Below are 25,928 nucleotides of genomic sequence, written 5' to 3'. Positions count from 1 at the left end.
CGCAAGCAGGCGAGGGCACCTCGGCCCGGTCCCCGAAACATTACGCGCAACCAAGCCGAAGGTGGCAGAGCGCACAGGATTTCATCGCATTTCCGCACAAAAATTGCGCAAGGCAGTTGTAGCCTGCCACGCTCTGGGATTATTCCGCGCGCCGGATACCCACAATGGCGGGACGGACATGGCGCGCATCGACGAGAAACTTCAGCATATCCTGACCACGGTCATGGAACGCAACGCGGGCGAGCCCGAATTCCACCAGGCCGTGATCGAGGTCATGGAAAGCCTTGGCCGCGTCGTCGCCAAGCATCCCGAATACCTGGAGGAAGGGCTAATCGAGCGCATCTGCGAGCCCGAGCGCCAGATCATCTTCCGCGTTCCGTGGATCGACGACCAGGACCGCGTCCAGATCAACCGCGGCTTCCGGGTCCAGTTCAACTCGGCCCTTGGCCCCTACAAGGGGGGCATCCGCTTCCACCCCTCGGTGAACGTGGGCATCATCAAGTTCCTGGGCTTCGAGCAGACCTTCAAGAACGCGCTGACCACCATGCCCATCGGCGGCGGCAAGGGCGGGTCCGACTTCGACCCCAAGGGCCGCAGCGACCGCGAGATCATGCGCTTCTGCCAGTCCTTCATGCTGGAACTGCACCGCCACCTCGGCGAATACACTGACGTCCCCGCGGGTGACATCGGCGTGGGCGGGCGCGAGATCGGCTACATGTTCGGGCAATACAAGCGCCTGACCAACCGCTACGAGGCGGGCGTTCTGACCGGCAAGGGCCTGTCCTACGGCGGCTCGCGCGCCCGTCCCGAGGCCACGGGCTATGGCACGGTCTTCTTTGTCCGCTCGATGCTGAAGGCCATGGGCGAGGATTTCGAAGGCAAGACCGCAGTCGTCTCCGGCTCGGGCAATGTCGCGACCTTCGCCATCGAGAAGCTGCAGGAATACGGCGCCAAGGTCGTCGCCTGTTCCGATTCCAGCGGCTATGTCGTGGATGAGAACGGCATTGACCTCGATCTCCTGCGCGAGATCAAGGAAAAGCGCCGCGGCCGGATTTCCGAATACGCCCGCATCAAGGGCACGGGAACGTATTTCATCGAGGCCGCCAAGGGCACGATCTGGGACGTCCCCTGCCAGATCGCGCTGCCCTGCGCCACCCAGAACGAACTGACCGGGCGCCACGCCAGGACGCTGATCAAGAATGGCGCCCAGGTGGTGGCCGAGGGCGCCAACATGCCCTGCACCCCCGATGCGGTGGACACGCTGCGCCGGGGCGACGTGCTTTACGCCCCCGGCAAGGCCGCGAACGCGGGCGGCGTCGCCACTTCGGCGCTGGAAATGCAGCAGAATGCCTCGCGCGACAGCTGGACCTTCGAGGAAACGGTGGAACGGCTGGACGACATCATGACCAACATCCACGATGTCTGCGCCGAAACCGCCGAGGAATACGGCGCCCCCGGCGACTATGTCCTTGGCGCCAACATCGCAGGCTTCGTCCGCGTGGCCGAGGCGATGCGCGCCCTGGGCGTCATCTGACCTGCACTGCCGCGGCCCCAGGGCGGGCTTCGGACGGTTCCCGAATATCCTTCGGGGGTGAATGGTATCGCAGATGCCAGAGGGGGCAGACAGCCCCTTCCTTCCCTTGTCGTCAGGCCCGCGTCAGAACCACTGCCCCGGTTCCATCAGCCCCTGCTCCATCAACTGCTGCGAGGTCCAGCGGAAGGGTTCCGAGTTGCGCCAGGTGAAATCCCGGATCTGCTCGCGCGAGCCGGGGTTGCGCGCCAAAGCCTTGGCCACCCGGAAGGACGCCACCGCGGCCGTCAGGTTGTTGTGCCAGGGGCAGGCATAGGTGTTGTATTCCTCGATCGACAGCCGGTGGTCGGGCAGCAGCCGCAGGTCCTTTTCGGTTCGGAACAAGGCGATGCGATCGATGCGGCGACGGTCGGAGGGCAGATGCTCCTCCAGCCGCCAGCGCAGTCCGCCGTAGAAGTCGAGCTGCCGGTCCTTGACCCCCCCGCTACGGTCGGACCGCCCCAGCGCGTAATAGCCGGTGCGGTCGAACATCGCCTCGTCCATGCTGACGGCGTTCGGATAGCGGCCCAGGTCGGGGGCATAAAGGTCGATGACATAGGTCAGCATCCCCCGCCTGCGTTCCTCGGCATGGAAGGCCAGCATCTCGCCCACGGCGCGGGTTTCCGAAAAGGGATAGAACAGGAACTCGGCGTTGTAGCCGTAATAGAGCCACGTGTCGGCGGGAACGGCGGCGATCACCGCATTGACGGACCGGATATGGGCGCCGCCGGCGCGAACATCGAACAGAAGATTCAGCACCCGGCTCTTGGGATCGTCGGGCAGGTCGGACGGCGGCAGGGGTTCGGGCGACAGCGCGAGGATCTTCCTGAAGCCTAGGGTCATGTGGTGGGCCAGCGTCGCCGCGACCTCGACGCGGTCTTCGATCAGGATGACGGCAATGGGACCGCGACGCAGGTGATCGCCGGGACTGGCCAGAAAGGCGTCCAGCGGGACGGGACGCCGTGGCGCGGCCGGGGCCTCGGTCCGGGCGGGCGCCGGCGCGGCCTCGGCAACCTCCTTCAGCCCCAGGGGATCGCTGGGGTCGGGGCGGATATGGGGGGTGGCGTCGTTCACCGCAGCACCGCGCGGACCTGCTCCAGCGCGGATCGCAGCATCGCCGGGCTGCTGGAGGCGGCTGCGACGATGGTTTTCAGCGATTCCCGCTGGGCGGGGTCGAGGTTGCTGTTGTCGATCAGCGCGGCGACCTTCTCGGCGTTGAAGCCTTCGGGTGTCAGCAGGCGGTCGATCCCGATCGCTTCGCGGGCGGCTTCCGTGGCGTCGCTGACCGCGGCCCCCGCCGCGCGCGCCGCCGAACCGGCGGCCTCGGCGGCGGTCGCGGTGTCCTGCGGATCGCGGGCGGCGGCCCCCGCATCGGCCTCGGCTGCGGCGTCGGCCGCATCCGCGGCGGCGCGGATGGCGGCTTCGGCGGCCGTCTGCGCTTGGCGCGCGGCATCGTCCAGCGGCGGAATGGCAGTGCCCTCGGCCGCCTTCGAGGCCTCGGCGGCCACATCGGCCGCGACGGCGGCGGCATCGGCCGCGGCATCCGCCGCGCTGCCTGCGGCCGTGGCCGCATCCCCGGCGGCGCTTGCCGCAGGGCCCGGCGGGGTAGCCTGACCCCCGGGCGCGGCCGGGGCAGGGACCGGCGTCACCGCTTCCGGCGCCGCGGGCTGGCGCGACTGCCATTGCCAGAAGAAAGCGCCGCCCAGCAGGACGGCCAGCACGAGAATCAGGCCGGCAAGACGTGACATCCCCAAGACCTCACTGAAATCCCACACAGGACCTGTTTGCGGCACATCGACGCGCCGGCAAAGGCCCGGAACTCTATCGCACAGCGTCGGGGACGGGAAAACCCGCCGCGATCGCCAGAGCGGGCCCTCAAGACAGTTGAAACGGTGCCGCCGGTTGATTATTTCGTGAAGGAAATCTTCAACCATGCAAGGATCACGCCCATAGCCCGCAGACCCCACAACGCTCCGCCCACCCGTGACACCGGACCGCGCACGAATGATCGCATCCGGGTGCCTGAAATCCGCCTTATCGGCGCCGACGGGGAAAACGTCGGAGTGGTGACACCCGCCCGTGGCATGGCGCTTGCCCAGGAAGCGGGGCTCGACCTTGTCGAGATCTCGCCCAACGCCGTCCCGCCGGTCTGCAAGATCATGGACCTTGGCAAGTTCAAGTATGAGCAGCAGAAGCGCGAGGCCGAGGCGCGCAAGAAGCAGAAGACGATCGAGGTCAAGGAAATCAAGTTCCGCCCCGGAACAGATGACCATGACTATGACGTCAAGATGCGGTCGGTGAAGCGGTTCCTTGAGGAAGGCGACAAGGTCAAGGTGACCCTGCGCTTTCGTGGGCGCGAGATGGCCCACCAGAACCTTGGCATGGAACTGCTGAATCGCGTCCGCGACGAGGTGGGCGAGGCCGGCAAGGTCGAATCCATGCCCAAGCTGGAAGGCCGGCAGATGGTGATGATGATCGCGCCGCGCTGAGGCTGCGGATCATAGCGGATAAACGGCCCGCCCCTGGGGGCGGGCTTTTTTGTGTCAGCGGGGACAGGAATGGATCGAGTCGGCTGCATCGTCGTGGGCGCGGGTGTCGTGGGGCTTGCCATTGCGCGGGCTCTGGCGCTGCGCGGGGTCGAGGTCGTCATTGCCGAGAAGGCCGAAGCCATCGGCACCGAGACCAGTTCCCGCAATTCCGAGGTGATCCATGCGGGGATCTACTACGCCCCCGGCAGCCTCAAGGCGCGGCTCTGCGCGCAGGGCAGGGGGATCCTTTACGACTATGCGGCCGCGAAGAACGTGCCTCACCGTCGCTGCGGCAAGCTGATCGTCGCCACCTCGCCCGAGCAACTTGCCGTGCTGGAAGGCATCGCGGGCCACGCGGCGTCGAACGGCGTCGAACTGACGCTGATCTCTGGGGCAGCGGCGATGGCGCTGGAGCCGGCGCTGTCCTGCCACGGGGCGCTTCTGTCGCCGGAAACCGGCATCGTGGACAGCCATGCCCTGATGGCCGCGCTGCTGGCGGATACCGAGGCGGCGGGCGCGCATCTTGCCCTCGGCACCTGCGTGACCGGCATCGAGGCGGGGCAGAGGGGCTTTATCGTCGAGACAGAGGCTGCCGGGGAACGCTTCACCCTCGCCGCCGATGCCGTGGTGAACGCGGCCGGGCTTTGGGCCTCGCAGGTGGCGCAGGCGGTGCAGGGGCTTGATCCGGCCCATGTGCCCGTGACCCGCTATGCGCGCGGCAGCTATTACGCGGTGCCGGGCAGGCCCGCCTTCTCTCGCCTGATCTATCCGGTGCCCGAGCCGGGCGGGCTGGGGGTCCACCTGACGCTGGACCTCGGCGGCGCGATGCGCTTCGGGCCGGATGTCGAGTGGATCGACGGCATCGACTACCGCGTGAACCCCGGCCGTCAGGCGCATTTCGAATCCGAGATCCGCCGCTACTGGCCCGGCCTGCCTGAAGGCGCGCTGGCCCCCACCTATTGCGGCATCCGCCCCAAGATCAGCGGCCCCGGAGAGCCCGCCGCCGATTTCCGAATCGACGGGCCGGAAGCCCATGGCATCGTCGGCCTCGTCAACCTTTTCGGCATCGAAAGCCCCGGCCTGACCTCATCGCTGGCGATCGCCGAGGAGGTCGCGGCGCGTCTGGATCAGACCCCGGCCTCGGCCGCGACCTGAGCCGCCGACTTGCGGCCGCGTTCCGTGGCCGATTTCAACTGCCCGCAGGCGGCCATGATGTCCTCGCCTCGCGGCGTGCGGATGGGCGAGGCGTAGCCGGCCTTGTAGATGATGTCCGCGAAAGCCTCGATCCGCTCCCACGAGGACCGCTTGTAGGGCGCGCCCGGCCATTCGTTGAAGGGGATCAGGTTGATCTTGGCCGGAATGCCGCGGATCAGCCGGATCAGGCGGCGCGCGTCCTCATCGGTGTCGTTCACGCCATCGAGCATCACATATTCAAAGGTGATCCGTTCGCTGTTCGACAGGCGCGGGTATTCGCGCAGGGCAGCCAGCAGCTCGTCGATGTTCCAGCGCTTGTTGATCGGAACCAGCCTGTCCCGCACCGGGTTGGTGGTCGCGTGGAAGCTGACCGCAAGCTGGCAGCCGATCTCTTCGGCCGTCCGCGCGATCTCGGGCACGACGCCCGAGGTGGACAGCGTGATGCGGCGGCGCGACAGCGACAGCCCCTCGCCGTCCATCACCACCTTCATCGCGTCCCGCACGTTGTCGAAGTTGTAAAGCGGCTCGCCCATGCCCATCAGCACCAGGTTCGAGACCAGCCGCGTCTCGTCCTTGGGCGCGCCGGGTTCCGGCCATTCGCCCAGGTCGTCGCGCACGACCATCAACTGGCCGACGATCTCGCCCGTCGTGAGGTTGCGGACCAGTTTCTGTGTCCCCGTGTGGCAGAAGGAACAGGTCAGCGTGCAGCCGACCTGCGACGACACGCAGAGCGTGCCCCGGCCTTCCTCGGGGATATAGACCGTCTCGACCTCATGCCCGCCTGCGATCCGCAGCAGGTACTTGCGGGTGCCGTCGTCGCTGATCTGGCGGGTGACGACCTCGGGCAGGGCGATCTCGAACCGTTCCGCCAGAAAGGCGCGGTAGTCCTTGGCGAGATTCGTCATCGCGCCGAAATCGCGCAGGCCCCAGTGATAGACCCACTGCCAGATCTGGCCCACGCGCATCCGCGCCTGCCGCTCGGGCGTTCCCGCCTCGACCAGCGCCGCGCGAAGCTGCTCGCGCGTCAGCCCGACGATGTTGACGCGCCCGCCGGCTTCCGGCCTGCGCGGGATCGTCCGCAGGTCCTGCACGATCGGCGCATCGGCACGGGCTTCGGGAACAGGCGTCGTCATGGGCGGAAAATCCCTGCGGGTTGGAAAGAGAAAGGGGGCCGCACCCAGATGGGGCGGCCCCGGCCATATCACAAGGGACGCAAGGACGCAGCCGCGATCAGCGGCAGTTGTCACGCGCCGAGTTCGTCATCGCGGTGATGCCCGACAGCGAGAAGGTGTCCGCCGTGTTGGTGCCACGGCTGGACCGGCCCTTGACCACCACCTCGGAGCCTGCGCGCAGCGCGCTGATCAGCTTGGCATCCTCGTCGGGCGAGCCGGTCCAGGCGTTCTCGCCCTCGGTGAACAGCTTGAATGTCTGTCCGCCGATGCTCACGTCCACGGTGGAATCGGGGGCAAAGGGATAGCCGCCCTGGAACGATACCTCGCCGTTCTGGCCGGGGCGATAGGCGACATACAGGCGGATGTCGCTGCGCGTCACCTCGCGCGGATTGCCCTCAGCATCGGTGTTGCGGGTGGACTTGGGCGGAGAAACGGCCCAGCATTCCTTGGGGTCGTCGCCGATGAACGCGGTCCAGTCCCCCTGGCTGCCCAGCACCCTCGGCTCGGCCGCAAGCGCGGGGGCGGCAACCGCCATCAGCGCGGCGGCCACAAGGCCGAGGTTGAAGATGGGTTTCGTCATGCTCTCGTGCCCTCTTGCTGCCCCGGTTAAGGCCCGGGTTGTCACGGATCGGTGGTCTTGCGACCGGATGGGCCTTAGATAACCGGAAAGCAAGGGATGGCAAAACCCCTGCGGACGGAAATCGCGCATTTGTCAAAGGGCTGGATGATGGCGGCAGTCGATCTGATCGAATTCTGGCGGGGCGGCCTGCGGGAAAGCGTCCACCGCGGTCATGCGGTGGTCTGGGACCGTGGCGGCATGGTCGCCGCCTGGGGCAACCCCGGGGCGGTGATCTTCCCGCGGTCCTCCTGCAAGATGATCCAGGCGCTGCCCCTGCTGGAAAGCGGCGCGGCGGATGCGGCGGGCCTGGGACCGCGGCAACTGGCGCTGGCCTGCGCCTCGCACAGCGGCGCGCGGATGCATGCCGAAGGGGTGCGGGATTGGCTGCACGGGCTGGGGATGGCCGAGGGCGACCTGCGCTGCGGCACGCACATGCCCTGGGACGCGGCGGAACACCGGCGCTTGGCCTGCTCGGATGAGGCGCCCTGCCAGTTCCACAACAACTGCTCGGGCAAGCACGCGGGCTTCCTGACCTGGAACCGTCACCACAAGGGCGATGCCGAATACCATCTGCCCGAGCATCCGCTGCAGCAGGCCATCCGTGCCGCGACCGAGGAGGTCACGGGCGAAAACGTTGCGGGCATCGGCATCGACGGCTGCTCGGCCCCGAACTTCGCGGTTTCGATCGCTGGGCTGGCCCGGGCGATGGCGGGCTTTGCCTCGCCCGCGGGGGACGGGCGCGGCCGCGCCATGCGGCGGCTGACGGAAGCGATGGTGAAGCACCCCGAGCTTGTCGCGGGCGAGGGGCGGGCCTGCACCGACCTGATGCGGGCCATGGGTGGCCGCGTCGCGGTCAAGACCGGGGCCGAGGCGGTATTCGTCGCCATCGCCCCGGAACGGGGCCTGGGCATTGCGCTGAAGGTCACGGATGGCGGCACGCGGGGGTCCGAGGCCGCCATCACCGCGCTGCTGGTCCATCACGGTCTTCTGGAGGCCAACCATCCGGCAGTCGGCAAATACCTGACCGGCCCGATCCGCAACTGGCGCGGAACCGAGGTCGCGGAGCGGCGGGTGGCAGAGGGATTCGTGGGGTTCTGACGGCGGTGCTCAGGCCAACTGCCACAGCAGCCGCAGCGCCAGCGCCGTCGAGGTGACGACCAGCAGCGGCTTGATGACCCGCGCGCCCACACGCATCGCCAGCCGCGCCCCGATCCAGGCGCCGACAATCTGCCCCGCGCCCATCAGCAGTCCGATCATCCACAACGGGCTGCCCGCCAAGGTGAAGACCGCCAGCCCGCCAATGTTCGAGGCGAAGTTCAGAAGCTTGGTATGCGCCGTGGCCTTGAGGATGCCGAAGCCCCCCAGCGTGACGAAGGCGAGCATGTAGAACGCCCCCGCCCCCGGCCCGATCAGTCCGTCGTAAAAGCCGATGGCCGGCACCGCTGTCAGCGCGAACACAGCGGGCGTCAGCCGCGCCCTGCGGTCGATATCGTCCAGCCCCGGCTTCAGTGCGAAGAACAGGGCGATGCCGATCAGCATGACCGGCAGGAAGATCCGCAGCAGATCAGTCGGCAGGATACTGACCAAGGCCGCCCCCGCGCCGCCCGCGGCAAAGGCCAACGCCGCCGTTGGCAACTGCCGCCGCAGATCCACCAGACCACTGCGGGCATAGCTTGCCGCGGCGGTGGCCGCGCCGAAGCTGCCCTGGACCTTGTTCGTCGCAAGCGCTTGGTCCGGCGGCAGCCCCGCCAGCATCAGCGCCGGGACCGTGATAAGCCCGCCACCCCCTGCGATCGCATCGACGAAACCGGCCGCAATGGCCGCCGCCACGAGGGCCGCGATCAGGTACGGGTCCATGCGGGGATCAGTTCAGACCGTGCTGCAGCGGATAGCGGCCGTTCTCGAACTCGCCGAAAAGGGCAATCAGCTCGGGATGCTCCAGCGGCTCGCCCGAGGGGTCGGGCAGCAGGTTCTGTTCGGACACATAGGCGACGTAATAGGTCGCCTCGGTCTCGGCATATAGGTGATAGTAGGGCTGGTCCCTGGAGGGACGGCAATCCTCAGGGATGGATTGATACCATTCCTCGGTGTTCGAGAACTGCGGGTCCACGTCAAAGACCACCCCGCGGAAGGGGTGCTCACGGTGACGGACCACCTGCCCGATGTTGTATTTCGCAAGTCGCATCCGGTTTTCCCGGTTCCTGTGTGCCTGGATGTCTTAACGCGAGCACCGTCGCGAGTAAATCGTCACGCGCCTCAACCTTATATCAAATGTCGTAGAACTGCCACCATGCCGTCGGGTCATGGGGTGAGCGGGCTGGCTCCTGTGTCATCGAGGACCCACAGCCCCCCTTCGTCCAGCCGTATGGCAGTCAGCGGCCCGCCGTCGCCCGCGCCGGTGTCGATGTTGACGCGGTTGGCATAGTGGGTCGGGCGCCGGACCGGCGTATGCCCATGCACGACCAGCGCGCCATGGTCACGCCTGTCGTCGTGAAAGGGCTTCCTGATCCACAACAGGTCATCCTCGGCCTGCGCGCGCAGGTCGATGCCGGGCCGGATGCCGGCATGTACGAAGAGGGCGTGGCTGCCGAGATACCACGCCGGCAGTCCCAGCAGCCAGCGGGCGTGATCGGGCGGCACCGCAGCGACCGCCTCGGCATGGACTTCGTCCAGCGGCCGGTGGCCCGCATCCGCCACTCCGTAAGAGGCCAGCGCCGCCTCGGCCCCGACATCGCGGGAGATCCAGTCCTTCTGGTCGGCGGCGCGCGGGTCGATCCAGCGTGGGTCGCGCAGGAAGTTCGGCAGCGCCCGGTCGTGGTTGCCCTTCAGCACGATCCACTTCCGGCCCTGTACTTGCCCGTCCATCAACAACTCGACGACCCCGCGCGAATCCGGCCCCTTGTCGATCAGGTCGCCCAGATGGATGACCGGCGCATCCGCGCCGCCGTCCCGTTCGATCCGGTCATGCGCCTCGCGCAGCCGTTGAAGCTGGCCGTGGATGTCGCCGATGGCATAGATGCGCATGAACCGCTCCCAAGGGATCCCCCGGCCAACAAGGCGGCCGGGGAGGAGGTTCCGTCAGACCTCGAAGCGCAGCGGGCGGACCTGCTCGAACTTGCCGGTGGCCAGCAGCGCCTCGCGGACATTGGCGCGCAGCGGCTCGTCCAGATAGGTGATGGCGATGGCATCGCCGCCATTGGCCGCCCGGCCCAGCGAGAAGTTCGCCATGTTGACGCCCAGTCCGCCCAGCGTCATCCCCAAGGCCCCGATGACGCCCGGCACGTCCTTGTTGCGGGTGTACATCATGTGTTCGCCGATCTCGGCATCGACGTTGATGCCCCGGATCTGGATGAAGCGTGGCTTGTGGTCGCTGAAGACCGTGCCCGCAATGGACCGCTCCCGGTCGCCCGACACCATCGTGACCTTGATGTAGCCGTCATAGACGCCCGACTTGTCCTGGGTCGTCGTGGCGATGTGGATGCCGCGTTCCTTCGCCATGACGGGGGCCGAGACCATGTTCACGTCCGGGTTTGCGGCCTTCATCACGCCTGCGATCACCGCCGCGTTCAGGGCGTGGAGGTTCATCTCCGAGGCCACGCCGTCGTAGAGGATGTTCACCGCCGCGATCGGCTCGTCCGTCATCTGGCCGACAAAGGCGCCCAGGTGCCCCGCCAGCTTGATCCACGGTCCCATGACGGCGGCCTCTTCGGCCGTGACCGAGGGCATGTTCAGCGCGTTCTGCACCGCGCCCGTCAGCAGGTAGTCGGCCATCTGCTCGGCCACCTGCAGCGCCACGTTCTCCTGCGCCTCGGTGGTTGAGGCACCGAGATGCGGCGTCACGACCACATTCGGCAGACCGAACAGCGGGCTTTCCGTGGCAGGCTCGGCGGCGAAGACGTCCAGCGCGGCACCCGCGACATGGCCCGACTTCAGCATCTCGGCCAAGGCCGCCTCGTCGATCAGCCCGCCGCGCGCCGCGTTGATGATGCGCACGCCCTTCTTCGTCTTGGAAAGGTTTTCCGCCGACAGGATGTTGCGGGTCTTGTCCGTCAGGGGCACGTGCAGGGTGATGAAGTCCGCCTTCCCCAGCAACTCGTCCAGTTCGACCTTGGTCGCGCCAAGCTCGGTCGCGCGATCTTCCGACAGGAAGGGGTCATAGGCCAGCACCTTCATGTGCAGCCCCCGCGCCCGGTCGATGACGATCCCGCCGATGTTGCCCGCGCCGATCACCCCCAGCGTCTTGTTGAACAACTCGACGCCCATGAAGCGGTTCTTTTCCCACTTGCCGGCGTGGGTGGAAACGCTCGCCTCGGGCAGTTGCCGGGCGACTGCGAACATCAGCGCGATGGCGTGCTCGGCGGTGGTCACGCTGTTGCCGAAGGGCGTGTTCATCACGATCACGCCCTTCTTCGAGGCGGCCGGGATATCCACGTTATCGACGCCGATGCCAGCGCGGCCGATGACCTTCAGCTTCGTCGCGCGCTCCAGCAGCTTTTCCGTGACCTTGGTGGCCGAGCGGATCGCCAGCCCGTCATAATCGCCGATGATCTCGGCCAGCTTCTCCTTGTCCTTGCCGACGTCGGGCAGATAGTCGACCTCGACCCCGCGGTCGCGGAAGATCTGGACGGCGGTTTCGGAAAGCTTGTCGGAAACCAGAACCTTGGGTGCCATGTGCTTGCTCCTGAACGGCAGGGCGCAACAGCGCTCTCCTGCCTCGTTCTTCTTCGTGGAAATATCCCGGGGGCGCGCGGGGGCTGGCCCCCGCTGCAACAGATCACGTTTGCGCGGACAGTTCCTGCTGGAACGCCCACTCGATCCAGGGCATCAGCGCCTGCACATCGGCCGTTTCGACGGTCGAGCCGCACCAGATCCGCAGCCCCGCGGGCGCGTCCCGATAGGCGCCGAGGTCCAGCCCCACGCCTTCCTTTTCCAGCCGCTTGGCTACCGCCTTGGCAAAGGCAGCCGCATCCTTGATGCGCGGATCGGTGAAGCGCAGGCAGACCGAAGTGGTCGAGGTCGTCGCCGGGTCCTCGGCCAGATTGGCGATCCAGTCGTGCTCGGCCACGAAATCCGCCACAACCTGCGCATTGGCGTCAGCCCGCGAGATCAGGCCCCTCAACCCGCCCACGGACTTCGCCCAGTTCAGCGCGACGATATAATCCTCGACACACAGCATAGAGGGCGTGTTGATCGTTTCGCCCTTGAAGATGCCTTCGATCAGCTTGCCGCCCTTGGTCAGACGAAAAATCTTGGGCAGCGGACGGTCAGGGACATAGCTTTCCAGCCGCTCGGCGGCGCGCGGTGACAGGATCAGGACGCCATGCGCGCCCTCGCCGCCCAGCACCTTCTGCCAGCTGAAGGTCACCACATCCAGCTTGTCCCATGGCAGGTCCATGGCAAAGGCCGCGCTGGTCGCATCGCAGATGGTCAGCCCGGCGCGATCAGCCGGGATCACCTCGCCATTCGGCACCCGAACGCCCGAGGTCGTGCCGTTCCAAGTGAAGACGACATCCTTGTCAAAGTCCACCTGCGTGAAATCGACGATCCGGCCGTAATCGGCCCGCCGCACGGTCGCATCCAGCTTCAACTGCTTGACCGCATCCGTGACCCAGCCCTCGCCGAAGCTTTCCCAGGCCAGCACCTCGACCGGGCAAGCGCCCAGCATGGTCCACATCGCCATCTCGACCGCACCGGTGTCGGAGCCGGGGACGATGCCGATGCGATAGTCGGCGGGAACTTCCAGCACCTCGCGAGTGAGGGCGATGGCCTGCGCCAGCTTGTTCTTGCCGATGGCCGCGCGATGCGAGCGGCCCAAGGGCGCGTCGCTCAGCATGTCGAGGGAAAAGCCGGGGATCTTGGCGCATGGGCCAGACGAAAAACGCGGATTGACCGGCCGCACAGCCGGGGTCGTGATGTCGAACATGGTTAGCCTTCCAGCTAAAAAGCCCCTCGTTGGGGAGGGGTGTCCCACCGTAAGGACTACGCCTCGACTCACGGACGCGCAAGTCCGGGCATGCTGGCAGGCGGCGAAAATACTGCGTAAGTCCGGGCCGACCATCGAAGGGGCCGCCATGTACACCATCAGCATTCTCGCCTCGCCAGCGCGCGCCGATCTTGACGACGACACGATCGTGGCGCTGCAGCGGCGCTGGGACGGGGGCCATGCAATCTGGCTAGACCACGGGACCGCGGCCGAGTTCGCGGTCGAGGCCCCGCCTGCCGAGTTCGACGAGGTCTGGGCGCAGCTTGACGGGCGCGGCTTCGACCTGGCAGTGCAGCCGGCGGCGGCTCGGCGCAAGGCGGTGCTGCTGGCCGACATGGATTCGACCATGATCGGGCAGGAATGCATCGACGAGCTGGCCGACATGGCGGGCGTCGGCGCCCGGGTCGCCGCCATCACCGCCCGCGCGATGAACGGAGAGCTGAATTTCCATGAATCTCTGGTCGAGCGCGTGGCGCTGCTGGAGGGGCTGCCCGATTCAGTCATCGCCCAGGTGCTGGACAGCCGCATTTCGCTGGCGGCTGGAGGCCCCACGCTGGTCGCCACGATGAAGGCGAACGGCGCCTGGACGGCGCTGGTGTCGGGCGGGTTCACCGACTTCACGGGGCCGGTGGCGGACCGGATCGGCTTTGACGAGCAGCGCGCGAATGTGCTGCTGTCGGACGACAGCGGGCGGCTCAGCGGGCGGGTGGCGCTGCCGATCCTCGGGCGCGAGGCCAAGGCCGAGGCCCTGCAGGAGATCACCGCCGCGCGTGGCGTGACGGTTGCGGATGCGATCGCAGTGGGCGACGGGGCCAACGATCTGGGGATGCTGCAACTCGCCGGAACCGGCGTCGCGCTGCACGCCAAGCCCGTGGTCGCCGCGCAGGCCCCGATCCGCATCAACCACGGGGACCTGACGGCGCTGCTGTATCTGCAGGGCTATGGGCGCGACGAGTTCGTGGCGGGCTGAGGCCGGAGCACGGCCAAGTGCCGGCCGGTGACGGTGGCGCAGGCTTGTTACGACGAGTCCCGGCGGTCCCGTATCAAATCACGGCGCCAGCGCGGCTACGGTATCCGCCGCCGGTCTCGCGACTGCCCGGGCGCAGCCGGTGCCGGCCCAATGCGCGCCGTAGTTCGTGGTTCCCTGCGCCCGCGCCGCCGCGTCCAGCGCCTTTCCCGCCGCATAGGTTGCCGGATAGCCGGGGCTTTCCGCATCGGGAATCGCGGAAAACGCGTTCGCGCAGCAGCGCGCCGGCCGTCCCGAGATCGCCCTGGTCATCACCGTCTCTCCAGCGTCCAGCGCCGCGCGGTGGGCCTGCGACGTCGCTGCCTCGGGTGCCCGCAGGAAGGCCGTGCCGCATTGCACCGCCACCACCCCGGCGCCCAGTGCCGCAAGGGTATCGGCCCGGTCCATGATCTCACCGGCCGCGATCACCGGCAAGCCCAGCGGCGCGATCCGGCGGACCAGTGCCAGCGTGTCCAGCCGCTCATCGGGACCGTCCGGGTCGAAGATCCCGCGGTGGCCACCCGCCTGCCAGCCCTGCGCCACGACCATATCCAGCCCGGCTTCGCGGATAAGCCCGGCTTCGCGGGCGCTGGTGGCGGTCGCGCCCAGAAGGCAGCCGCGCTGGCGCAGGGCGGCGATCTGCTCGGGCCGCGGCAGGCCGAAATGGAAGGTGACAACAGCGGGCTGGCCGGCCAGCACCGAGTCCAGCAATTCGTCGCTTTCCAGAAGGCTTGGATAGCGGGGCACCAGCGTGGCCGGAGGCGTGGCGCCGAAGCGCTGGAAATGCGGCGCGAGCCGGCCCAGCCAGCGCACCTCGGCCGCGAGGTCGCGGGGCTGCGGCTGGTGGCAGAAAAGGTTCACGCCGAAGGGCCGCGAGGTCAGCCCGTGCGTCCGGGCGATGGCCTCGGCCGCTTCATCGCCGGTCATGGCCGCAAGCCCGAGGCTGCCGAGCCCTCCCGCATTGCTGACCGCGGCCGCCAGCGCCGGCGTAGACACTCCGGCCATGGGTGCCTGGATCACTGGCACCCGCATTTCCAGTTGCGCCACAATGTCCATGTCGCCCCCGCAAGCCCTTTGTGCCGCATCATGCGAGCGATTCATCCGCTGTCCAGTCCTGCGCGGCGAGAACGAGGTTCGACCCCGCCGTTCAGGGCACCTGCAGGCCATCCCTGGAGAGCAAGGTCCACTGTTCCGGCTTCGCGGCTCTGCCGCCTCCCTGAAACGCGCCGACCGGAGATACGACATTCTGCCGCGCCTGACATGACCCGAGGCTGCACCTTCGGGAACTCCCCCGTGGCGCCCCGGTCACGCCCTTCAGGGGGCCAGAAGCCCGGTGCTGCGGAAGCTCAACTCGCGGCTTTTCCCGATGATGAGATGGTCGTGGACGGTGATCCCCATTGTTGCCGCTGCCGCCACGATCTGGCGGGTCATGTCGATGTCGGCAGCACTTGGGGTCGGGTCGCCCGAGGGGTGATTGTGAACCAGGATCATGGCGCTGGCGTTCAGTTCCAGCGCCCGGCGGACGATCTCGCGCGGATAGACGGGCACATGATCCACCGTGCCGCGCGCCTGTTCGTCGTCGGCGATCAGCACATTCTTGCGGTCAAGGTAAAGCACCCGGAACTGCTCGATCCTGCCATGGGCCATGGTTGTGTGGCAATAATCCAGCAGCGCGTCCCAACTGGTCAGCACCGGGCGGTTGATGACCTTCGACCGGGCAAGCCGCTGGGCTGCGGCCTCGATGATCTTCAACTCGGTGACAATGGCAGGGCCGACGCCCTCGACCTGCGTCAGTTGCGCCGGATCGGCCGACAGCACCCGGTTGAAATCGCCGAAACGGTCCAGCAGCCGCCGCGCCACCGGCTTCATGTCCTGTCGCGGCACGGCGCGGAACAGGATCAGTTCCAGCAGTTCATATTCCGGCATCGCCGTGGCGCCACCCTGCATGAAGCGGTCGCGCAGCCGGGCGCGATGGTCGGCGATATAGCTGGGCAGACGGGCCTTCATCCCCGCCCGCGCGTTCGGCGCGGCGATGCAATCATCCTCGGCCGGGAGAAGGCCGAAAAGCGGGGCCGGGGCTTCCTGAAAGGCATGATTCTTGCTCATGCCCCCAGACTGTCCCAGCGGGGTTAAGATGCGGTTAATGTCCGTTCAGGTGCCCAGACCTTCCCAGAAGCCTTTGATCTTGGAAAAGAAGCTGTCCGTCTGCGGATGGTTGTCGGCAGCGATGCCTTCGAACTCACGCAGCAGTTCCTTTTGCCGGGCGGTCAGGTTCACCGGGGTCTCGACGACCAGTTCGATCACCATGTCGCCCGGCTCGCCGTTCAGGCCCGCGCCGTGGCGCAAGGGCGGCATCCCCTTGCTGCGCAGGCGCATCTGCCGGCCGGTCTGGCTGCCCGCCGGCACCTTGACGCGCGATCGGCCGCCGTCGATCGTCGGCACCTCGACCTCGCCCCCCAGCGCGGCGGTCGCCATGCCGACCGGCACCTGACAGGCGAGCGTACGGCCGTCGCGGATGAAGATCGGATGCTCGCGCACCTCGACGAAGATATAAAGGTCGCCCGAAGGACCGCCCCGCACGCCGGCTTCACCTTCGCCCGCCAGACGGATGCGGGTGCCGGATTCGACGCCCGCCGGGATCACCACCGACAGGCTGCGGTCCTGCGCCACGCGGCCCGCGCCCGCGCAGGACTTGCAGGGGTTCTTGACGATCTGGCCGTTGCCGCTGCAGGTCGGGCAGGTGCGCTCGACAGTGAAAAAGCCTTGGCTCGCCCGGACCTTGCCCATGCCGGAACAGGTGGGGCAGGAGGTCGGCTCGACCGCGCCCTCGGCGCCGGTGCCGTTGCACGATCCGCAAGCGACGGCGCCCGGAACGGTGATGGTCCTCTCGATCCCGCGGAAAGCCTCCTCCAGCGTCACCCGCAGGTCATAGCGCAGGTCCTGTCCACGGGACGGACGGGTCCGGCCGCCGGAACGGGCGCCCACGAACTCGCCGAACAGGTCCTCGAAGACATCCGCGAAGGCCGCGCCGAAATCGCCCTGCGGGGCGCGGCCGTTGCCGAAGCCGCCGCCCTCGAAGGCCGCATGGCCGAATCGGTCATAGGCCGCCTTGCGCTGGGGATCCTTGAGACATTCGTAGGCCTCGTTGACCTCCTTGAAGTCGGTTTCCGAGACCTTGCAGTCCGGGTTCAAGTCCGGGTGCAGCGCCTTGGCCTTGTTGCGGTAGGCCCGCTTGATCTCGTCGGCCGATGCGCCGCGAGCGATCCCCAGAATGTCGTAGTAGTCGCGCTTTGCCATGGTCGTCCGTCAACCTTGGACCGTCGCGAGGGCCGGTCCTTCATGAAAAGACCGGCCCGCGGGGTGGCGCGGGCCGGTCGCTTGCCTCACCGCGCTTACTTGCGCTTGTTTTCGCCGAGATCCTCGAAATCGGCGTCGACAATGTCGTCGTCCAGGTCGCGGGGCGCGTCGGCATCCCGCCCCTGGGGCTCATCGGACTGGCTGGACTTGTAGATCGCCTCGCCCAGCTTCATCGAGGCGTCCATCAGGTTCTGGATGCCACCCTTGATCTTGCCGACGTCCTCGGACTTGAGCGCCTCTTCCAGCGCGTTCACCGCCAGTTCGATCGCCTCGACGGTCGAGCTGTCCACCTTGTCCCCGTGTTCGTCCAGCGACTTGCGGGTCGAGTGCAGCAGGCTTTCGGCTTGGTTCCGGGTCTCGACCAGTTCGCGGCGGCCCTTGTCGGCCTCGGCATTGGCCTCGGCGTCCTTGACCATCTTGTCGATATCCTCGTCGGACAGCCCGCCCGAGGCCTGGATCGTGATGTTCTGGGTCTTGCCGGTGCCCTTGTCCTTGGCGGAAACCGAGACGATGCCGTTGGCGTCGATGTCGAAGGTCACCTCGATCTGCGGCATCCCGCGCGGCGCGGGGGGAATATCCTCAAGGTTGAACTGGCCCAGCAGTTTGTTGTCCGAGGCCATCTCGCGCTCGCCCTGGAAGACCCGGATCGTCACCGCGTTCTGGTTGTCCTCGGCGGTCGAGAAGGTCTGCGACTTCTTGGTGGGAATGGTGGTGTTGCGGTCGATCAGCCGGGTGAAGACACCACCCAGCGTCTCGATGCCAAGGCTCAGCGGCGTCACGTCCAGCAGCACGACGTCCTTGACGTCACCCTGCAGCACGCCGGCCTGGATGGCCGCGCCCAGCGCCACCACCTCGTCGGGGTTGACGCCCTTGTGGGGTTCCTTGCCGAAGAACGAGGTCACTTCCTCGATCACTTTGGGCATTCGGGTCATGCCGCCGACCAGCACCACCTCATCGATGTCGCCTTTCGCCAGCCCGGCATCCTTCAGCGCGGCCTGACAGGGCTTCAGCGTCGCCTTGATCAGGTCGCCCACCAGTGATTCCAGCTTGGCGCGGGTCAGCTTGACGACCATGTGCAGCGGTGTGCCCGAGTTCTTGTCCATCGAGATGAACGGCTGGTTGATCTCGGTCTGGCTGGACGACGACAGTTCGATCTTGGCCTTCTCGGCGGCTTCCTTCAGCCGCTGCAGCGCCATCTTGTCGCGGGTCAGGTCGACGCCGTGTTCCTTCTTGAACTCGTCGGCGAGGTAATTGACGATCCGCATGTCGAAGTCCTCGCCGCCGAGGAACGTGTCCCCGTTGGTCGATTTCACCTCGAAGAGGCCATCGTCGATTTCCAGGATGGTGATGTCGAAGGTGCCGCCGCCGAGGTCATAGACCGCGATCGTCCGGCTTTCCTTCTTGTCCAGCCCGTAGGCCAGCGCGGCGGCGGTCGGTTCGTTGATGATCCGCAGGACTTCCAGGCCCGCGATCTTGCCCGCGTCCTTGGTCGCCTGACGCTGGGCGTCGTTGAAATAGGCCGGCACGGTGATGACCGCCTGATCGACCTTCTCGCCCAGATAGGATTCGGCGGTTTCCTTCATCTTCTGAAGGATCATCGCGCTGATCTGCGAGGGGGAATATTTCTCGTCCCGGACCTGCACCCAGGCATCGCCGTTGCCGCCGTCCACGATCTTGTAGGGGACGAGGTTGCGGTCCTTTTCGACCTCGGCATCGCCCACGCGGCGGCCGATCAGCCGCTTGACGGCGAAGATGGTGTTTTCCGGGTTTGTGACGGCCTGGCGCTTGGCCGGCTGGCCGACGAGCCGTTCGCTTTCGGTGAAGGCGACGATCGAGGGGGTCGTGCGCGCACCCTCTGCGTTTTCGATCACACGCGGCTGGCTGCCGTCCATGATGGCGACGCAGCTGTTGGTGGTCCCTAGGTCGATCCCGATGACTTTGGCCATGCGTTTTTACCTTTCTTGAGGCGATGGTGCGGGGTGCGGGTCCGTACGCGGCCCCCGCGCCCCTATCCCTTGGTGGAGTTCTTTCCGGGCCTGAACCCGGGTGGTTCGATGGCTATATAAGGCGGCGTTCAAGGCGTGCAAGCGCCGCCACCCGAGGATTTCATGACGATTGCAGAGAGTTCGCCGAATGCCGCAGAAAGCGCCGCGCCGCTCGTGGTTCGGGGCTTTGCCATCCACAGGGGCTTTCTGGATGCGCCTGCGCAGGCCGCCCTGATGGCCGCAGTCGGGCGCATCTGGACCGAGGCCCCGCCGCTGCGACCGGTGACGCGCTGGGGTAAGCCCCTGTCGGTCGCGATGACCTCGGCCGGCGCCCTGGGCTGGACCACCGACCGGCGCGGCTATCGCTATGAGCCGGCGCAGCCCGATGGTCGTCCCTGGCCGCCGATCCCACCCATGCTGCTGGACCTGTGGCAACGTGTGACAGGCGTGCCAGTGCTGCCCGACAGTTGCCTCGTGAACCTCTACCGCGACGGCGCGCGGATGGGGCTGCACCAGGACCGCGACGAGGCGGAACTGCACTGGCCTGTCCTCTCGGTCAGCCTGGGCGACGAGGCGCTGTTCCGCATCGGCAACCTCGAACGCGGCGGGACGACCGAAAGCGTCTGGCTGTCCTCGGGCGACGTGGTGGTGATGGCAGGCGCGGCGCGGCTGACGCATCACGGCATCGACCGCATCCGGCCGGGCAGTTCCGCGCTGGTGCCTGGCGGCGGCCGCGTCAACCTGACGCTGCGGGTGGCCGCGCCGACCGCTTAGCGCGCCGCGTTCCAGCTGAGCGAGATGGCGTTGCGGGTCACGAACTCGGCCATCAGCCCGATCATCAGCGCGGTCAGGGTGAAGTAGAACGGATAGCTCAGGTTCGAATTGTGGGGCGTGTAGTTGATGAAGACGAAGCCCCGGTTCTGGTCGATCAGGTGGAACAGCGGGTTCCAGTCGAACAGGTTCAGCATGAAGGTCGGCATCATGTTGGCGACAAACATCTTGCCCGAGGCGATCATGTTCACCCGCCGGATGATCCGCGACAGCATCGGCCCGATCTCGGGCAACCAGGTGGTGATGGACAGCAGGATCAGCCCGATGGTCCCGCCTGAGAACCAGGCGAAGATCATCATCCCCAGCGCACCGCGCCAGTTCTCGATCTCGATCGGTTGCCACAGCACATGGTAAAGCCCCACCAGCACCAGGGCCGACAGCACGTTGTTGTAAAGCGCCGCCAGTGCCGCCCCGCACATCGAGATGGCGGTGTTCATCGGTCCGTGCTTCAGCATGGCGCTGGTGGACTTGCCTGCGGTCGCGACCTTGGCCAGGCATTGGTTGAAGGCCATGAACAGGAAAATCCCGCTCATGATGAACAGCATGAAATCGCCCCGCAACGGCGCCGAGCGGACGCCAATGACGACATACATCAGGAAGAACGCGAGGATCATGATCGATGCCTGCAGCATCGTCAGCAGCAGCCCGACAATGGCGTTGCGGTGCGTCTGCCGCAGGTTCTGGACCGTCTGGTGATAGATCAGCGCCGCCGTCGTGAAGACCGCGCCGCCCATGCTGCGGGTTTTGCGCTGGACGAACATGGACCGGCCCCCTTCGGCTTGGCGGCCGCCGGGGGCGACCTGAAAGCGGACCCGAGCGCCATCGCTTGCTCATCGTCCGAGAGCCGATCATAAGTCGCAGAAAGCCGCCATTCAACCGCGCAGGCTCGCTGCCCTGGGCGCCTGACAAGGAAATATCCATGCAATTCGACCGACTGACGTTCGAGATGCGCCGCCTTGCCCTCGCCGCCGGCGCCCGGATCATGGAAATCTACGAAGGCCCTGACTTCGCCGTGCGGTCCAAGACCGACGCCTCGCCCGTGACCGAGGCTGACGAGGCGGCGGACGCGCTGATCTCCGAAGGGCTGCGCGCCGCCTTTCCCGACATCCCGCTGGTGACCGAGGAACAGGTCGAGACGCATGGCCAGTCCCTCACCAGCTTCCTGATCGTCGATCCGCTGGACGGCACCAAGGAGTTCGTCCAGCGGCGCGGCGACTTCACCGTCAACATCGCCTTCGTGCAGGACGGCGTGCCGGTGCGTGGCGTTGTCTATGCCCCCGCCAAGGGACGGCTGTTCTACACCGCGGCCGATGGCGGCTCGGTCGAGGAAACCGGCCCCTTCGGCCCCGAGCCAGGCGCGATCAAGCCCATCGGCGTCAATGCCACGCCCGACAACCGCGGGCTGATGGTGGTCGCGTCCAAATCCCACCGCGACGCAGCAACGGACGACTATATCGCGCAATACGGCGTGCGCGACATGACCTCGGCGGGGTCCTCGCTCAAGTTCTGCCTGGTGGCGACCGGAGAGGCCGATCTGTATCCTCGTCTCGGGCGCACCATGGAATGGGATACGGCAGCGGGCGATGCGGTGCTGCGCGGCGCGGGGGGCGAGGTCGTGCGCTTCGACGACCACACGCCCCTGACCTATGGCAAGCCCGGCTTCGAAAACCCCTTCTTCATCGCCTACGCGCCGGGCGTCCTGCTGCACCCGAGGGGCTGAGGGCATGTCTGTCGTCATCGTAATCCCCGCCCGCTTCGCCTCGACCCGCTATCCGGGCAAGCCGTTGGTCGAACTGCGCGGGGCTGAGGGGCAGACCCGGTCCTTGATTCGCCGCAGTTGGGAGGCCGCACGAGCAGTGAAGGGCGTTTCGCGGGTCATTGTCGCGACGGACGACAGCCGGATCGCCGATCATGCCGCGGACTTCGGGGCCGAGGTGGCGATGACCTCGCCGGACTGCCGCAACGGAACCGAACGCTGCGCCGAGGTGCTGGCGGGCTTGCCCAAAACCCCCGAGATGATCGTCAACCTGCAGGGCGACGCGCCGCTGACGCCGGCCTGGTTTGTCGAGGATCTGATCGCCGGCCTGCGCGCCCGGCCTGGTGCCGAAGTGGCGACGCCGGTCCTGAACTGCTCGGGCGCGATGCGCGCCGACCTGCTGGCCGACCGCGCCGCGGGCCGGGTGGGGGGCACAACGGCGGTCTTCGGCACCGATGGCCGCGCGCTGTATTTCTCGAAGGAAGTCATCCCTTTCGTCCCCCATGAGGTTGCCCTGAGCGCCCCAAGCCCGGTGTTCCACCATGTCGGCGTTTATGCCTATCGACCGGATGCGCTGGCCGCCTATGCAGGCTGGCCAGAGGGGCGGCTTGAGCGGCTGGAAGGATTGGAACAGTTGCGCTTCCTGGAACACGGCCGCCCGGTGCGGTGCGTCGAGGTCGAGGCGCAGGGCCGCGAATTCTGGGAACTGAACAATCCCGAGGATGTTCCCCGTATCGAATCGATGATGCGCCGGATGGGGATGTCCTGACCATTTCCCGCCGAAACCCTGTCTGTTTCGGCAGAACTCCGCGGCATTTGCGACATTTGGACATATGATAACTTCAAGACGACTTGCCGCAGTGCGGCAACCGTAGGATAAGCTGCCAAGCAGGATTGACAAATCTGGAGTCCATGATGAATCGCAAGGTCACGAAGGCCATCTTCCCGGTGGCGGGCCTGGGCACGCGCTTCCTGCCTGCCACCAAGTCGATCCCGAAAGAGATCATGACGCTGGTCGACCGCCCCCTGATCCAATACGCCATCGACGAGGCCCGAGCGGCCGGAATCAAGGAATTCATCTTCGTCACCTCGCGCGGCAAGGGGGCGCTGGAGGATTACTTCGACCACGCGCATGAACTGGAAAACACGCTGCGCAAGGCCGGCAAGGACGAGCTGCTGGAAACGCTGCGCCAGACCAACATGGAATCTGGCGCCATCGCCTATATCCGCCAGCACAAGGCCATGGGCCTCGGCCATGCCGTCTGGTGCGCCCGCCGCCTGATCCACGACGAACCCTTTGCCGTGGTGCTGACCGACGACGTGGTGATGGGCGAACCCCCCTGCCTGCAGCAGATGATCGAGGCCCATGCCGAAACCGGCGGCAGCATGGTCGCGACCATGGAAGTGCCGCTGGAAAAGACCAAGTCCTACGGCGTCCTTGACGTGGCCGAGGACATGGGCGCCATCGTCCGCGCCCGCGGCATGGTGGAAAAGCCCAAGGACAACCCGCCCTCGAACCTCGCCGTGATCGGCCGCTACATCCTCGCGCCGACGGTGATGGAGAATCTCAACAAGCTCAAGCAGGGCGCGGGCGGCGAGATCCAGTTGACCGACGCCATCGCCGACGAGATCGAGGAAGGCCGCGACGTCTTCGGCCTGCGCTTCCGCGGGCAGCGTTACGACTGCGGGTCCAAGGCGGGCTTCCTGCAGGCAACAGTGGCCTTCGGCCTTGCGCGCGACGAGCTGAAGGACGAATTCGCCGACTATCTTCACGAAGTCATGGCGATGCGGAAGGCCGCGGAATAACCGATGGCCGGCAAGGTTCTCGTGACCGGCGGCGCCGGCTATATCGGCTCGCACGCCTGCAAGGCGCTGGCGGCAGCCGGTTTTCTGCCCGTCACCTATGACAACCTTTGCACCGGCTGGCGCGAGGCGGTGAAGTTCGGCCCCTTCGAGGAAGGCGACCTGATGGACCGCGCCCGGCTGGATCAGGTCTTCGCCACCCACAAGCCCGTGGCCGTCATGCATTTCGCCGCCCTCAGCCAGGTAGGCGAGGCGATGCGCGAGCCGGGCAAGTACTGGCGCGGCAATGTCTGCGCCTCGCTGAACCTGATCGAGGCCACGGTGGCGGCCGGTGTCCGCGACTTTGTCTTCAGCTCGACCTGCGCGACCTATGGCGACCAGGACGGCGTGGTGCTGGACGAGGACTCGGCGCAGGCGCCGCTGAATTCCTATGGCGCCTCCAAGCGCGCGATCGAGGACATGCTGCGCGACTTCGGCGATGCGCATGGGCTGCGGTCTGTCATCTTCCGCTATTTCAACGTCGCCGGCGCCGACTCCGACAGCGAGGTGGGCGAGTTCCACCAGCCGGAAACGCACCTGATCCCGCTGATCCTCGACGCCATCGACGGCAAGCGCGACGCGCTGACGATCCATGGCACCGACTATCCGACGCCGGACGGCACCTGCATCCGCGACTATGTCCATGTGATGGATCTGGTCGATGCCCATGTGCTGGGGCTGAACTGGCTGCGAAGCGAAGGCAAGCTGCCGCAGGGCGGCACCGAGGTCTTCTGTCTCGGCACCGGCAACGGCTTCTCGGTGCGCGAGGTGCTGGACCAGTCGCGCCATGTCACCAACCGCGCCGTGCCGATGGTCGAAGGGCCGCGCCGGGGCGGCGATGCGGTCAAGCTGGTGTCGGGCAGCGAAAAGGCGGGCCGGGTCCTCGGCTGGCAGCCGCATCGGTCCAACCTGCAGACGATGATCTCGGATGCCTGGCGCTGGCACCAGACCGGGCATTACGCCGGCTGATAGTGGCCGAGGCGTCGCCCGATCCGACCATCCGACAACGCCTTGCGCGTGACTGGAAGCGCCGCCGGCTGTTGTGGCGCGCCTTCCGCAGCCGCCATGATCTGGCCGCAGTGGGCAGGCCCGGGGGGCGGCTGGCTCGCGATGCGATCCTGGCCTTTGCGGTCGTGCGAAACGAGATGGAACGGCTGCCCCATTGGCTGGACCATCACCGCCGGGTCGGGGTGGCGCGCTTCCTGATCGTGGACAACGGCAGCGACGACGGCAGCGCCGAGTTGCTGGCCGCCCAGCCCGACGTGGCCTTGTGGACGACGCAGGCCAGCTATCGCGGCGCTCGCTTCGGGCGCGACTGGACGAACTGGCTGCTCAACCGGCATGGCGCCGGGCGCTGGTGCCTGACGCTGGATGCAGACGAACTGTTCGTCTTTCCCTATTACGACCGCGCCACGCTGCATGACCTGGTGGCCGAACTGGACCGCCGCCGCGTCACTGCCCTGGGCGCCCTGATGGTCGAGCTTTACCCGAAAGGCCCCCTGCGGCCCGCCCAGCCGCTGGACGACGCGGCGGCCCTGGCGCGGATGGCATGGTTCGACGCGGGCAACTACCGCACGGCGATCCAGGCGCCGCTGGGAAACCGCTGGGTGCAGGGCGGGGTCCGCGACCGCGTCTTCTTCAAGGCCCGCCCGCAGCGTGCGCCGACTTTGAACAAGCTGCCGCTGATCCGCTGGCGGCGCGGGTTCGCTTATGTGAACTCGACCCACTCGGCGTTGCCCGCGCGCCTGAATGGGGCGTGGGACGGGCCGGGCGATCCCCGCCTGTCGGGGGCGCTGCTGCATACCAAGTTCTTGCCTTCGATCGTCGAAAAATCCCGGTCCGAACGTGCGCGCGGCCAGCATTTCAACGAGCCGGCGGCCTTTGACGATTATTATGCCGCGATCATCCGCAACCCGGACCTGTGGCTGTCCGCTTCGCGCCGGCTTGCGGGATGGGAAAGCCTGGTTCGCGCGAGGGTCATGTCCGCAGGCGGCTGGCAAGGCCCGCAAAGGGACGGATCGTGAAAGTTATCTGCAGTCTTTAGGGTGACGAGGGGAGCGCCTTTCCCTATGCTTGACCCAAGCC

The 25,928-nt window shown here is 66.9% G+C and carries 25 protein-coding genes; 11 read left to right on the top strand and 14 right to left on the bottom strand.

What is annotated here, in order from left to right; all coding sequences use genetic code 11:
• Window positions 1–178: 178 nt before the first annotated feature.
• Entirely contained in the window at window positions 179–1,534 is a 1,356-nt protein-coding gene (gdhA, locus tag H5395_RS01525; RefSeq protein ID WP_182790732.1) for an NADP-specific glutamate dehydrogenase, read from the top strand.
• A 123-nt stretch (window positions 1,535–1,657) separates the two neighbouring features.
• Here gdhA and H5395_RS01520 read toward each other — a convergent pair whose 3' ends face one another.
• Both H5395_RS01520 and H5395_RS01515 read right to left on the bottom strand, forming a co-directional pair.
• Window positions 1,658–2,518, bottom strand: coding sequence for a glycosyltransferase family 2 protein (locus tag H5395_RS01520; RefSeq protein ID WP_182790861.1), 861 nt, complete (start codon window positions 2,516–2,518; stop codon window positions 1,658–1,660).
• Window positions 2,519–2,640: 122 nt separating this feature from the next.
• Window positions 2,641–3,318 carry a hypothetical protein gene (locus tag H5395_RS01515; protein ID WP_182790731.1) on the bottom strand — a complete coding sequence of 226 codons (678 nt, stop codon included), beginning with the start codon at window positions 3,316–3,318 and terminating at the stop codon, window positions 2,641–2,643.
• Between the two features lie 201 nt (window positions 3,319–3,519).
• Here H5395_RS01515 and infC point away from each other — a divergent pair, with 201 nt between their 5' ends.
• Together infC and H5395_RS01505 are read left to right on the top strand one after the other, a co-directional pair.
• Window positions 3,520–4,059: a translation initiation factor IF-3 gene (gene infC, locus H5395_RS01510; RefSeq protein WP_182790860.1), complete on the top strand. Its 540-nt coding sequence runs from the start codon at window positions 3,520–3,522 to the stop codon at window positions 4,057–4,059.
• A 69-nt stretch (window positions 4,060–4,128) separates the two neighbouring features.
• Window positions 4,129–5,253: an NAD(P)/FAD-dependent oxidoreductase gene (locus H5395_RS01505; protein ID WP_182790730.1), complete on the top strand. Its 1,125-nt coding sequence runs from the start codon at window positions 4,129–4,131 to the stop codon at window positions 5,251–5,253.
• Here H5395_RS01505 and rlmN read toward each other — a convergent pair.
• Together rlmN and H5395_RS01495 are read right to left on the bottom strand one after the other, a co-directional pair.
• Window positions 5,226–6,425 carry a 23S rRNA (adenine(2503)-C(2))-methyltransferase RlmN gene (gene rlmN, locus H5395_RS01500; protein WP_182790729.1) on the bottom strand — a complete coding sequence of 400 codons (1,200 nt, stop codon included), beginning with the start codon at window positions 6,423–6,425 and terminating at the stop codon, window positions 5,226–5,228. The genes H5395_RS01505 and rlmN overlap by 28 nt on opposite strands.
• Window positions 6,426–6,522: 97 nt before the next feature.
• Entirely contained in the window at window positions 6,523–7,044 is a 522-nt protein-coding gene (locus H5395_RS01495) for an invasion associated locus B family protein (RefSeq protein WP_182790728.1), read from the bottom strand.
• Window positions 7,045–7,191: 147 nt separating this feature from the next.
• Here H5395_RS01495 and H5395_RS01490 point away from each other — a divergent pair, with 147 nt between their 5' ends.
• Window positions 7,192–8,181, top strand: coding sequence for an asparaginase (locus tag H5395_RS01490; RefSeq protein ID WP_182790859.1), 990 nt, complete (start codon window positions 7,192–7,194; stop codon window positions 8,179–8,181).
• A gap of 9 nt (window positions 8,182–8,190) precedes the next feature.
• Here the strand turns inward: H5395_RS01490 and H5395_RS01485 are convergent, their stop codons facing one another.
• The 5 genes from H5395_RS01485 to H5395_RS01465 all read right to left on the bottom strand — a co-directional run bounded on the left by H5395_RS01485 (window position 8,191) and on the right by H5395_RS01465 (window position 13,006).
• Window positions 8,191–8,940 carry a TSUP family transporter gene (locus H5395_RS01485; RefSeq protein ID WP_182790727.1) on the bottom strand — a complete coding sequence of 250 codons (750 nt, stop codon included), beginning with the start codon at window positions 8,938–8,940 and terminating at the stop codon, window positions 8,191–8,193.
• A 7-nt stretch (window positions 8,941–8,947) separates the two neighbouring features.
• Window positions 8,948–9,268 (bottom strand): heat shock protein HspQ, encoded by a 321-nt coding sequence (hspQ, locus tag H5395_RS01480; RefSeq protein WP_182790726.1) that lies wholly within the window; start codon window positions 9,266–9,268, stop codon window positions 8,948–8,950.
• Window positions 9,269–9,384: 116 nt separating this feature from the next.
• Window positions 9,385–10,107 carry a metallophosphoesterase gene (locus tag H5395_RS01475; protein ID WP_182790725.1) on the bottom strand — a complete coding sequence of 241 codons (723 nt, stop codon included), beginning with the start codon at window positions 10,105–10,107 and terminating at the stop codon, window positions 9,385–9,387.
• Between the two features lie 54 nt (window positions 10,108–10,161).
• A complete protein-coding gene (serA, locus tag H5395_RS01470) occupies window positions 10,162–11,754 on the bottom strand; it encodes a phosphoglycerate dehydrogenase (protein WP_182790724.1) in 1,593 nt (530 codons plus the stop codon).
• A gap of 103 nt (window positions 11,755–11,857) precedes the next feature.
• Window positions 11,858–13,006 (bottom strand): phosphoserine transaminase, encoded by a 1,149-nt coding sequence (locus H5395_RS01465; protein WP_182790723.1) that lies wholly within the window; start codon window positions 13,004–13,006, stop codon window positions 11,858–11,860.
• A gap of 148 nt (window positions 13,007–13,154) precedes the next feature.
• Between H5395_RS01465 and serB the strand changes: the two genes are divergently transcribed.
• The gene (gene serB, locus H5395_RS01460) at window positions 13,155–14,036 is read left to right on the top strand and encodes a phosphoserine phosphatase SerB (RefSeq protein ID WP_182790722.1); all 882 of its coding nucleotides are present in this window, start codon (window positions 13,155–13,157) and stop codon (window positions 14,034–14,036) included.
• Window positions 14,037–14,114: 78 nt separating this feature from the next.
• Here the strand turns inward: serB and H5395_RS01455 are convergent, their stop codons facing one another.
• The 4 genes from H5395_RS01455 to dnaK form a co-directional block, all read right to left on the bottom strand.
• The gene (locus tag H5395_RS01455; protein ID WP_255440446.1) at window positions 14,115–15,173 is read right to left on the bottom strand and encodes a nitronate monooxygenase family protein; all 1,059 of its coding nucleotides are present in this window, start codon (window positions 15,171–15,173) and stop codon (window positions 14,115–14,117) included.
• A gap of 213 nt (window positions 15,174–15,386) precedes the next feature.
• Complete coding sequence (radC, locus tag H5395_RS01450) at window positions 15,387–16,178, bottom strand: DNA repair protein RadC (protein WP_182790721.1); 792 nt, start codon at window positions 16,176–16,178, stop codon at window positions 15,387–15,389.
• 45 nt (window positions 16,179–16,223) lie between these two features.
• Window positions 16,224–17,369 carry a molecular chaperone DnaJ gene (dnaJ, locus tag H5395_RS01445; RefSeq protein ID WP_182790720.1) on the bottom strand — a complete coding sequence of 382 codons (1,146 nt, stop codon included), beginning with the start codon at window positions 17,367–17,369 and terminating at the stop codon, window positions 16,224–16,226.
• A gap of 95 nt (window positions 17,370–17,464) precedes the next feature.
• Complete coding sequence (dnaK, locus tag H5395_RS01440) at window positions 17,465–19,375, bottom strand: molecular chaperone DnaK (protein ID WP_182790719.1); 1,911 nt, start codon at window positions 19,373–19,375, stop codon at window positions 17,465–17,467.
• Between the two features lie 162 nt (window positions 19,376–19,537).
• Between dnaK and H5395_RS01435 the strand changes: the two genes are divergently transcribed.
• Window positions 19,538–20,188 carry an alpha-ketoglutarate-dependent dioxygenase AlkB gene (locus H5395_RS01435; protein WP_182790718.1) on the top strand — a complete coding sequence of 217 codons (651 nt, stop codon included), beginning with the start codon at window positions 19,538–19,540 and terminating at the stop codon, window positions 20,186–20,188.
• On the opposite strand, the gene H5395_RS01430 is transcribed toward H5395_RS01435, so the two are convergent.
• The gene (locus H5395_RS01430) at window positions 20,185–21,006 is read right to left on the bottom strand and encodes an ABC transporter permease (protein WP_182790717.1); all 822 of its coding nucleotides are present in this window, start codon (window positions 21,004–21,006) and stop codon (window positions 20,185–20,187) included. The genes H5395_RS01435 and H5395_RS01430 overlap by 4 nt on opposite strands.
• A 158-nt stretch (window positions 21,007–21,164) precedes the next feature.
• Between H5395_RS01430 and cysQ the strand changes: the two genes are divergently transcribed.
• The 5 genes from cysQ to H5395_RS01405 all read left to right on the top strand — a co-directional run bounded on the left by cysQ (window position 21,165) and on the right by H5395_RS01405 (window position 25,867).
• Window positions 21,165–21,965: a 3'(2'),5'-bisphosphate nucleotidase CysQ gene (cysQ, locus tag H5395_RS01425; protein WP_182790716.1), complete on the top strand. Its 801-nt coding sequence runs from the start codon at window positions 21,165–21,167 to the stop codon at window positions 21,963–21,965.
• Between the two features lie 4 nt (window positions 21,966–21,969).
• Window positions 21,970–22,770: a 3-deoxy-manno-octulosonate cytidylyltransferase gene (locus H5395_RS01420; RefSeq protein WP_182790715.1), complete on the top strand. Its 801-nt coding sequence runs from the start codon at window positions 21,970–21,972 to the stop codon at window positions 22,768–22,770.
• 143 nt (window positions 22,771–22,913) lie between these two features.
• Entirely contained in the window at window positions 22,914–23,807 is an 894-nt protein-coding gene (locus tag H5395_RS01415) for a UTP--glucose-1-phosphate uridylyltransferase (protein ID WP_182790714.1), read from the top strand.
• Window positions 23,808–23,810: 3 nt separating this feature from the next.
• Window positions 23,811–24,812, top strand: coding sequence for a UDP-glucose 4-epimerase GalE (gene galE / locus H5395_RS01410; protein WP_182790713.1), 1,002 nt, complete (start codon window positions 23,811–23,813; stop codon window positions 24,810–24,812).
• Between the two features lie 2 nt (window positions 24,813–24,814).
• Window positions 24,815–25,867, top strand: coding sequence for a glycosyltransferase family 2 protein (locus H5395_RS01405; protein ID WP_370576335.1), 1,053 nt, complete (start codon window positions 24,815–24,817; stop codon window positions 25,865–25,867).
• The last annotated feature ends 61 nt before the right edge of the window (window positions 25,868–25,928 follow it).

Source organism: Paracoccus sp. MC1854 (genome assembly GCF_014164635.1).
Classification (GTDB): Bacteria; Pseudomonadota; Alphaproteobacteria; order Rhodobacterales; family Rhodobacteraceae; genus Paracoccus.
Note: the sequence above shows the minus strand (reverse complement) of the source record. Positions and strands in the feature narration are given on the sequence as shown.

What these genes read in the sequence shown, in the direction of transcription:
- gdhA (WP_182790732.1), top strand. Translation starts at nt 179, where the DNA reads ATGGCGCGCATCGACGAGAAACTTCAGCATATCCTGACCACGGTCATG.
- H5395_RS01515 (WP_182790731.1), bottom strand. Translation starts at nt 3,318, where the DNA reads ATGTCACGTCTTGCCGGCCTGATTCTCGTGCTGGCCGTCCTGCTGGGC.
- H5395_RS01505 (WP_182790730.1), top strand. Translation starts at nt 4,129, where the DNA reads ATGGATCGAGTCGGCTGCATCGTCGTGGGCGCGGGTGTCGTGGGGCTT.
- rlmN (WP_182790729.1), bottom strand. Translation starts at nt 6,425, where the DNA reads ATGACGACGCCTGTTCCCGAAGCCCGTGCCGATGCGCCGATCGTGCAG.
- H5395_RS01495 (WP_182790728.1), bottom strand. Translation starts at nt 7,044, where the DNA reads ATGACGAAACCCATCTTCAACCTCGGCCTTGTGGCCGCCGCGCTGATG.
- H5395_RS01490 (WP_182790859.1), top strand. Translation starts at nt 7,192, where the DNA reads ATGGCGGCAGTCGATCTGATCGAATTCTGGCGGGGCGGCCTGCGGGAA.
- H5395_RS01485 (WP_182790727.1), bottom strand. Translation starts at nt 8,940, where the DNA reads ATGGACCCGTACCTGATCGCGGCCCTCGTGGCGGCGGCCATTGCGGCC.
- hspQ (WP_182790726.1), bottom strand. Translation starts at nt 9,268, where the DNA reads ATGCGACTTGCGAAATACAACATCGGGCAGGTGGTCCGTCACCGTGAG.
- H5395_RS01475 (WP_182790725.1), bottom strand. Translation starts at nt 10,107, where the DNA reads ATGCGCATCTATGCCATCGGCGACATCCACGGCCAGCTTCAACGGCTG.
- serA (WP_182790724.1), bottom strand. Translation starts at nt 11,754, where the DNA reads ATGGCACCCAAGGTTCTGGTTTCCGACAAGCTTTCCGAAACCGCCGTC.
- H5395_RS01465 (WP_182790723.1), bottom strand. Translation starts at nt 13,006, where the DNA reads ATGTTCGACATCACGACCCCGGCTGTGCGGCCGGTCAATCCGCGTTTT.
- serB (WP_182790722.1), top strand. Translation starts at nt 13,155, where the DNA reads ATGTACACCATCAGCATTCTCGCCTCGCCAGCGCGCGCCGATCTTGAC.
- H5395_RS01455 (WP_255440446.1), bottom strand. Translation starts at nt 15,173, where the DNA reads ATGAATCGCTCGCATGATGCGGCACAAAGGGCTTGCGGGGGCGACATG.
- radC (WP_182790721.1), bottom strand. Translation starts at nt 16,178, where the DNA reads ATGAGCAAGAATCATGCCTTTCAGGAAGCCCCGGCCCCGCTTTTCGGC.
- dnaJ (WP_182790720.1), bottom strand. Translation starts at nt 17,369, where the DNA reads ATGGCAAAGCGCGACTACTACGACATTCTGGGGATCGCTCGCGGCGCA.
- dnaK (WP_182790719.1), bottom strand. Translation starts at nt 19,375, where the DNA reads ATGGCCAAAGTCATCGGGATCGACCTAGGGACCACCAACAGCTGCGTC.
- H5395_RS01435 (WP_182790718.1), top strand. Translation starts at nt 19,538, where the DNA reads ATGACGATTGCAGAGAGTTCGCCGAATGCCGCAGAAAGCGCCGCGCCG.
- H5395_RS01430 (WP_182790717.1), bottom strand. Translation starts at nt 21,006, where the DNA reads ATGTTCGTCCAGCGCAAAACCCGCAGCATGGGCGGCGCGGTCTTCACG.
- cysQ (WP_182790716.1), top strand. Translation starts at nt 21,165, where the DNA reads ATGCAATTCGACCGACTGACGTTCGAGATGCGCCGCCTTGCCCTCGCC.
- H5395_RS01420 (WP_182790715.1), top strand. Translation starts at nt 21,970, where the DNA reads ATGTCTGTCGTCATCGTAATCCCCGCCCGCTTCGCCTCGACCCGCTAT.
- H5395_RS01415 (WP_182790714.1), top strand. Translation starts at nt 22,914, where the DNA reads ATGATGAATCGCAAGGTCACGAAGGCCATCTTCCCGGTGGCGGGCCTG.
- galE (WP_182790713.1), top strand. Translation starts at nt 23,811, where the DNA reads ATGGCCGGCAAGGTTCTCGTGACCGGCGGCGCCGGCTATATCGGCTCG.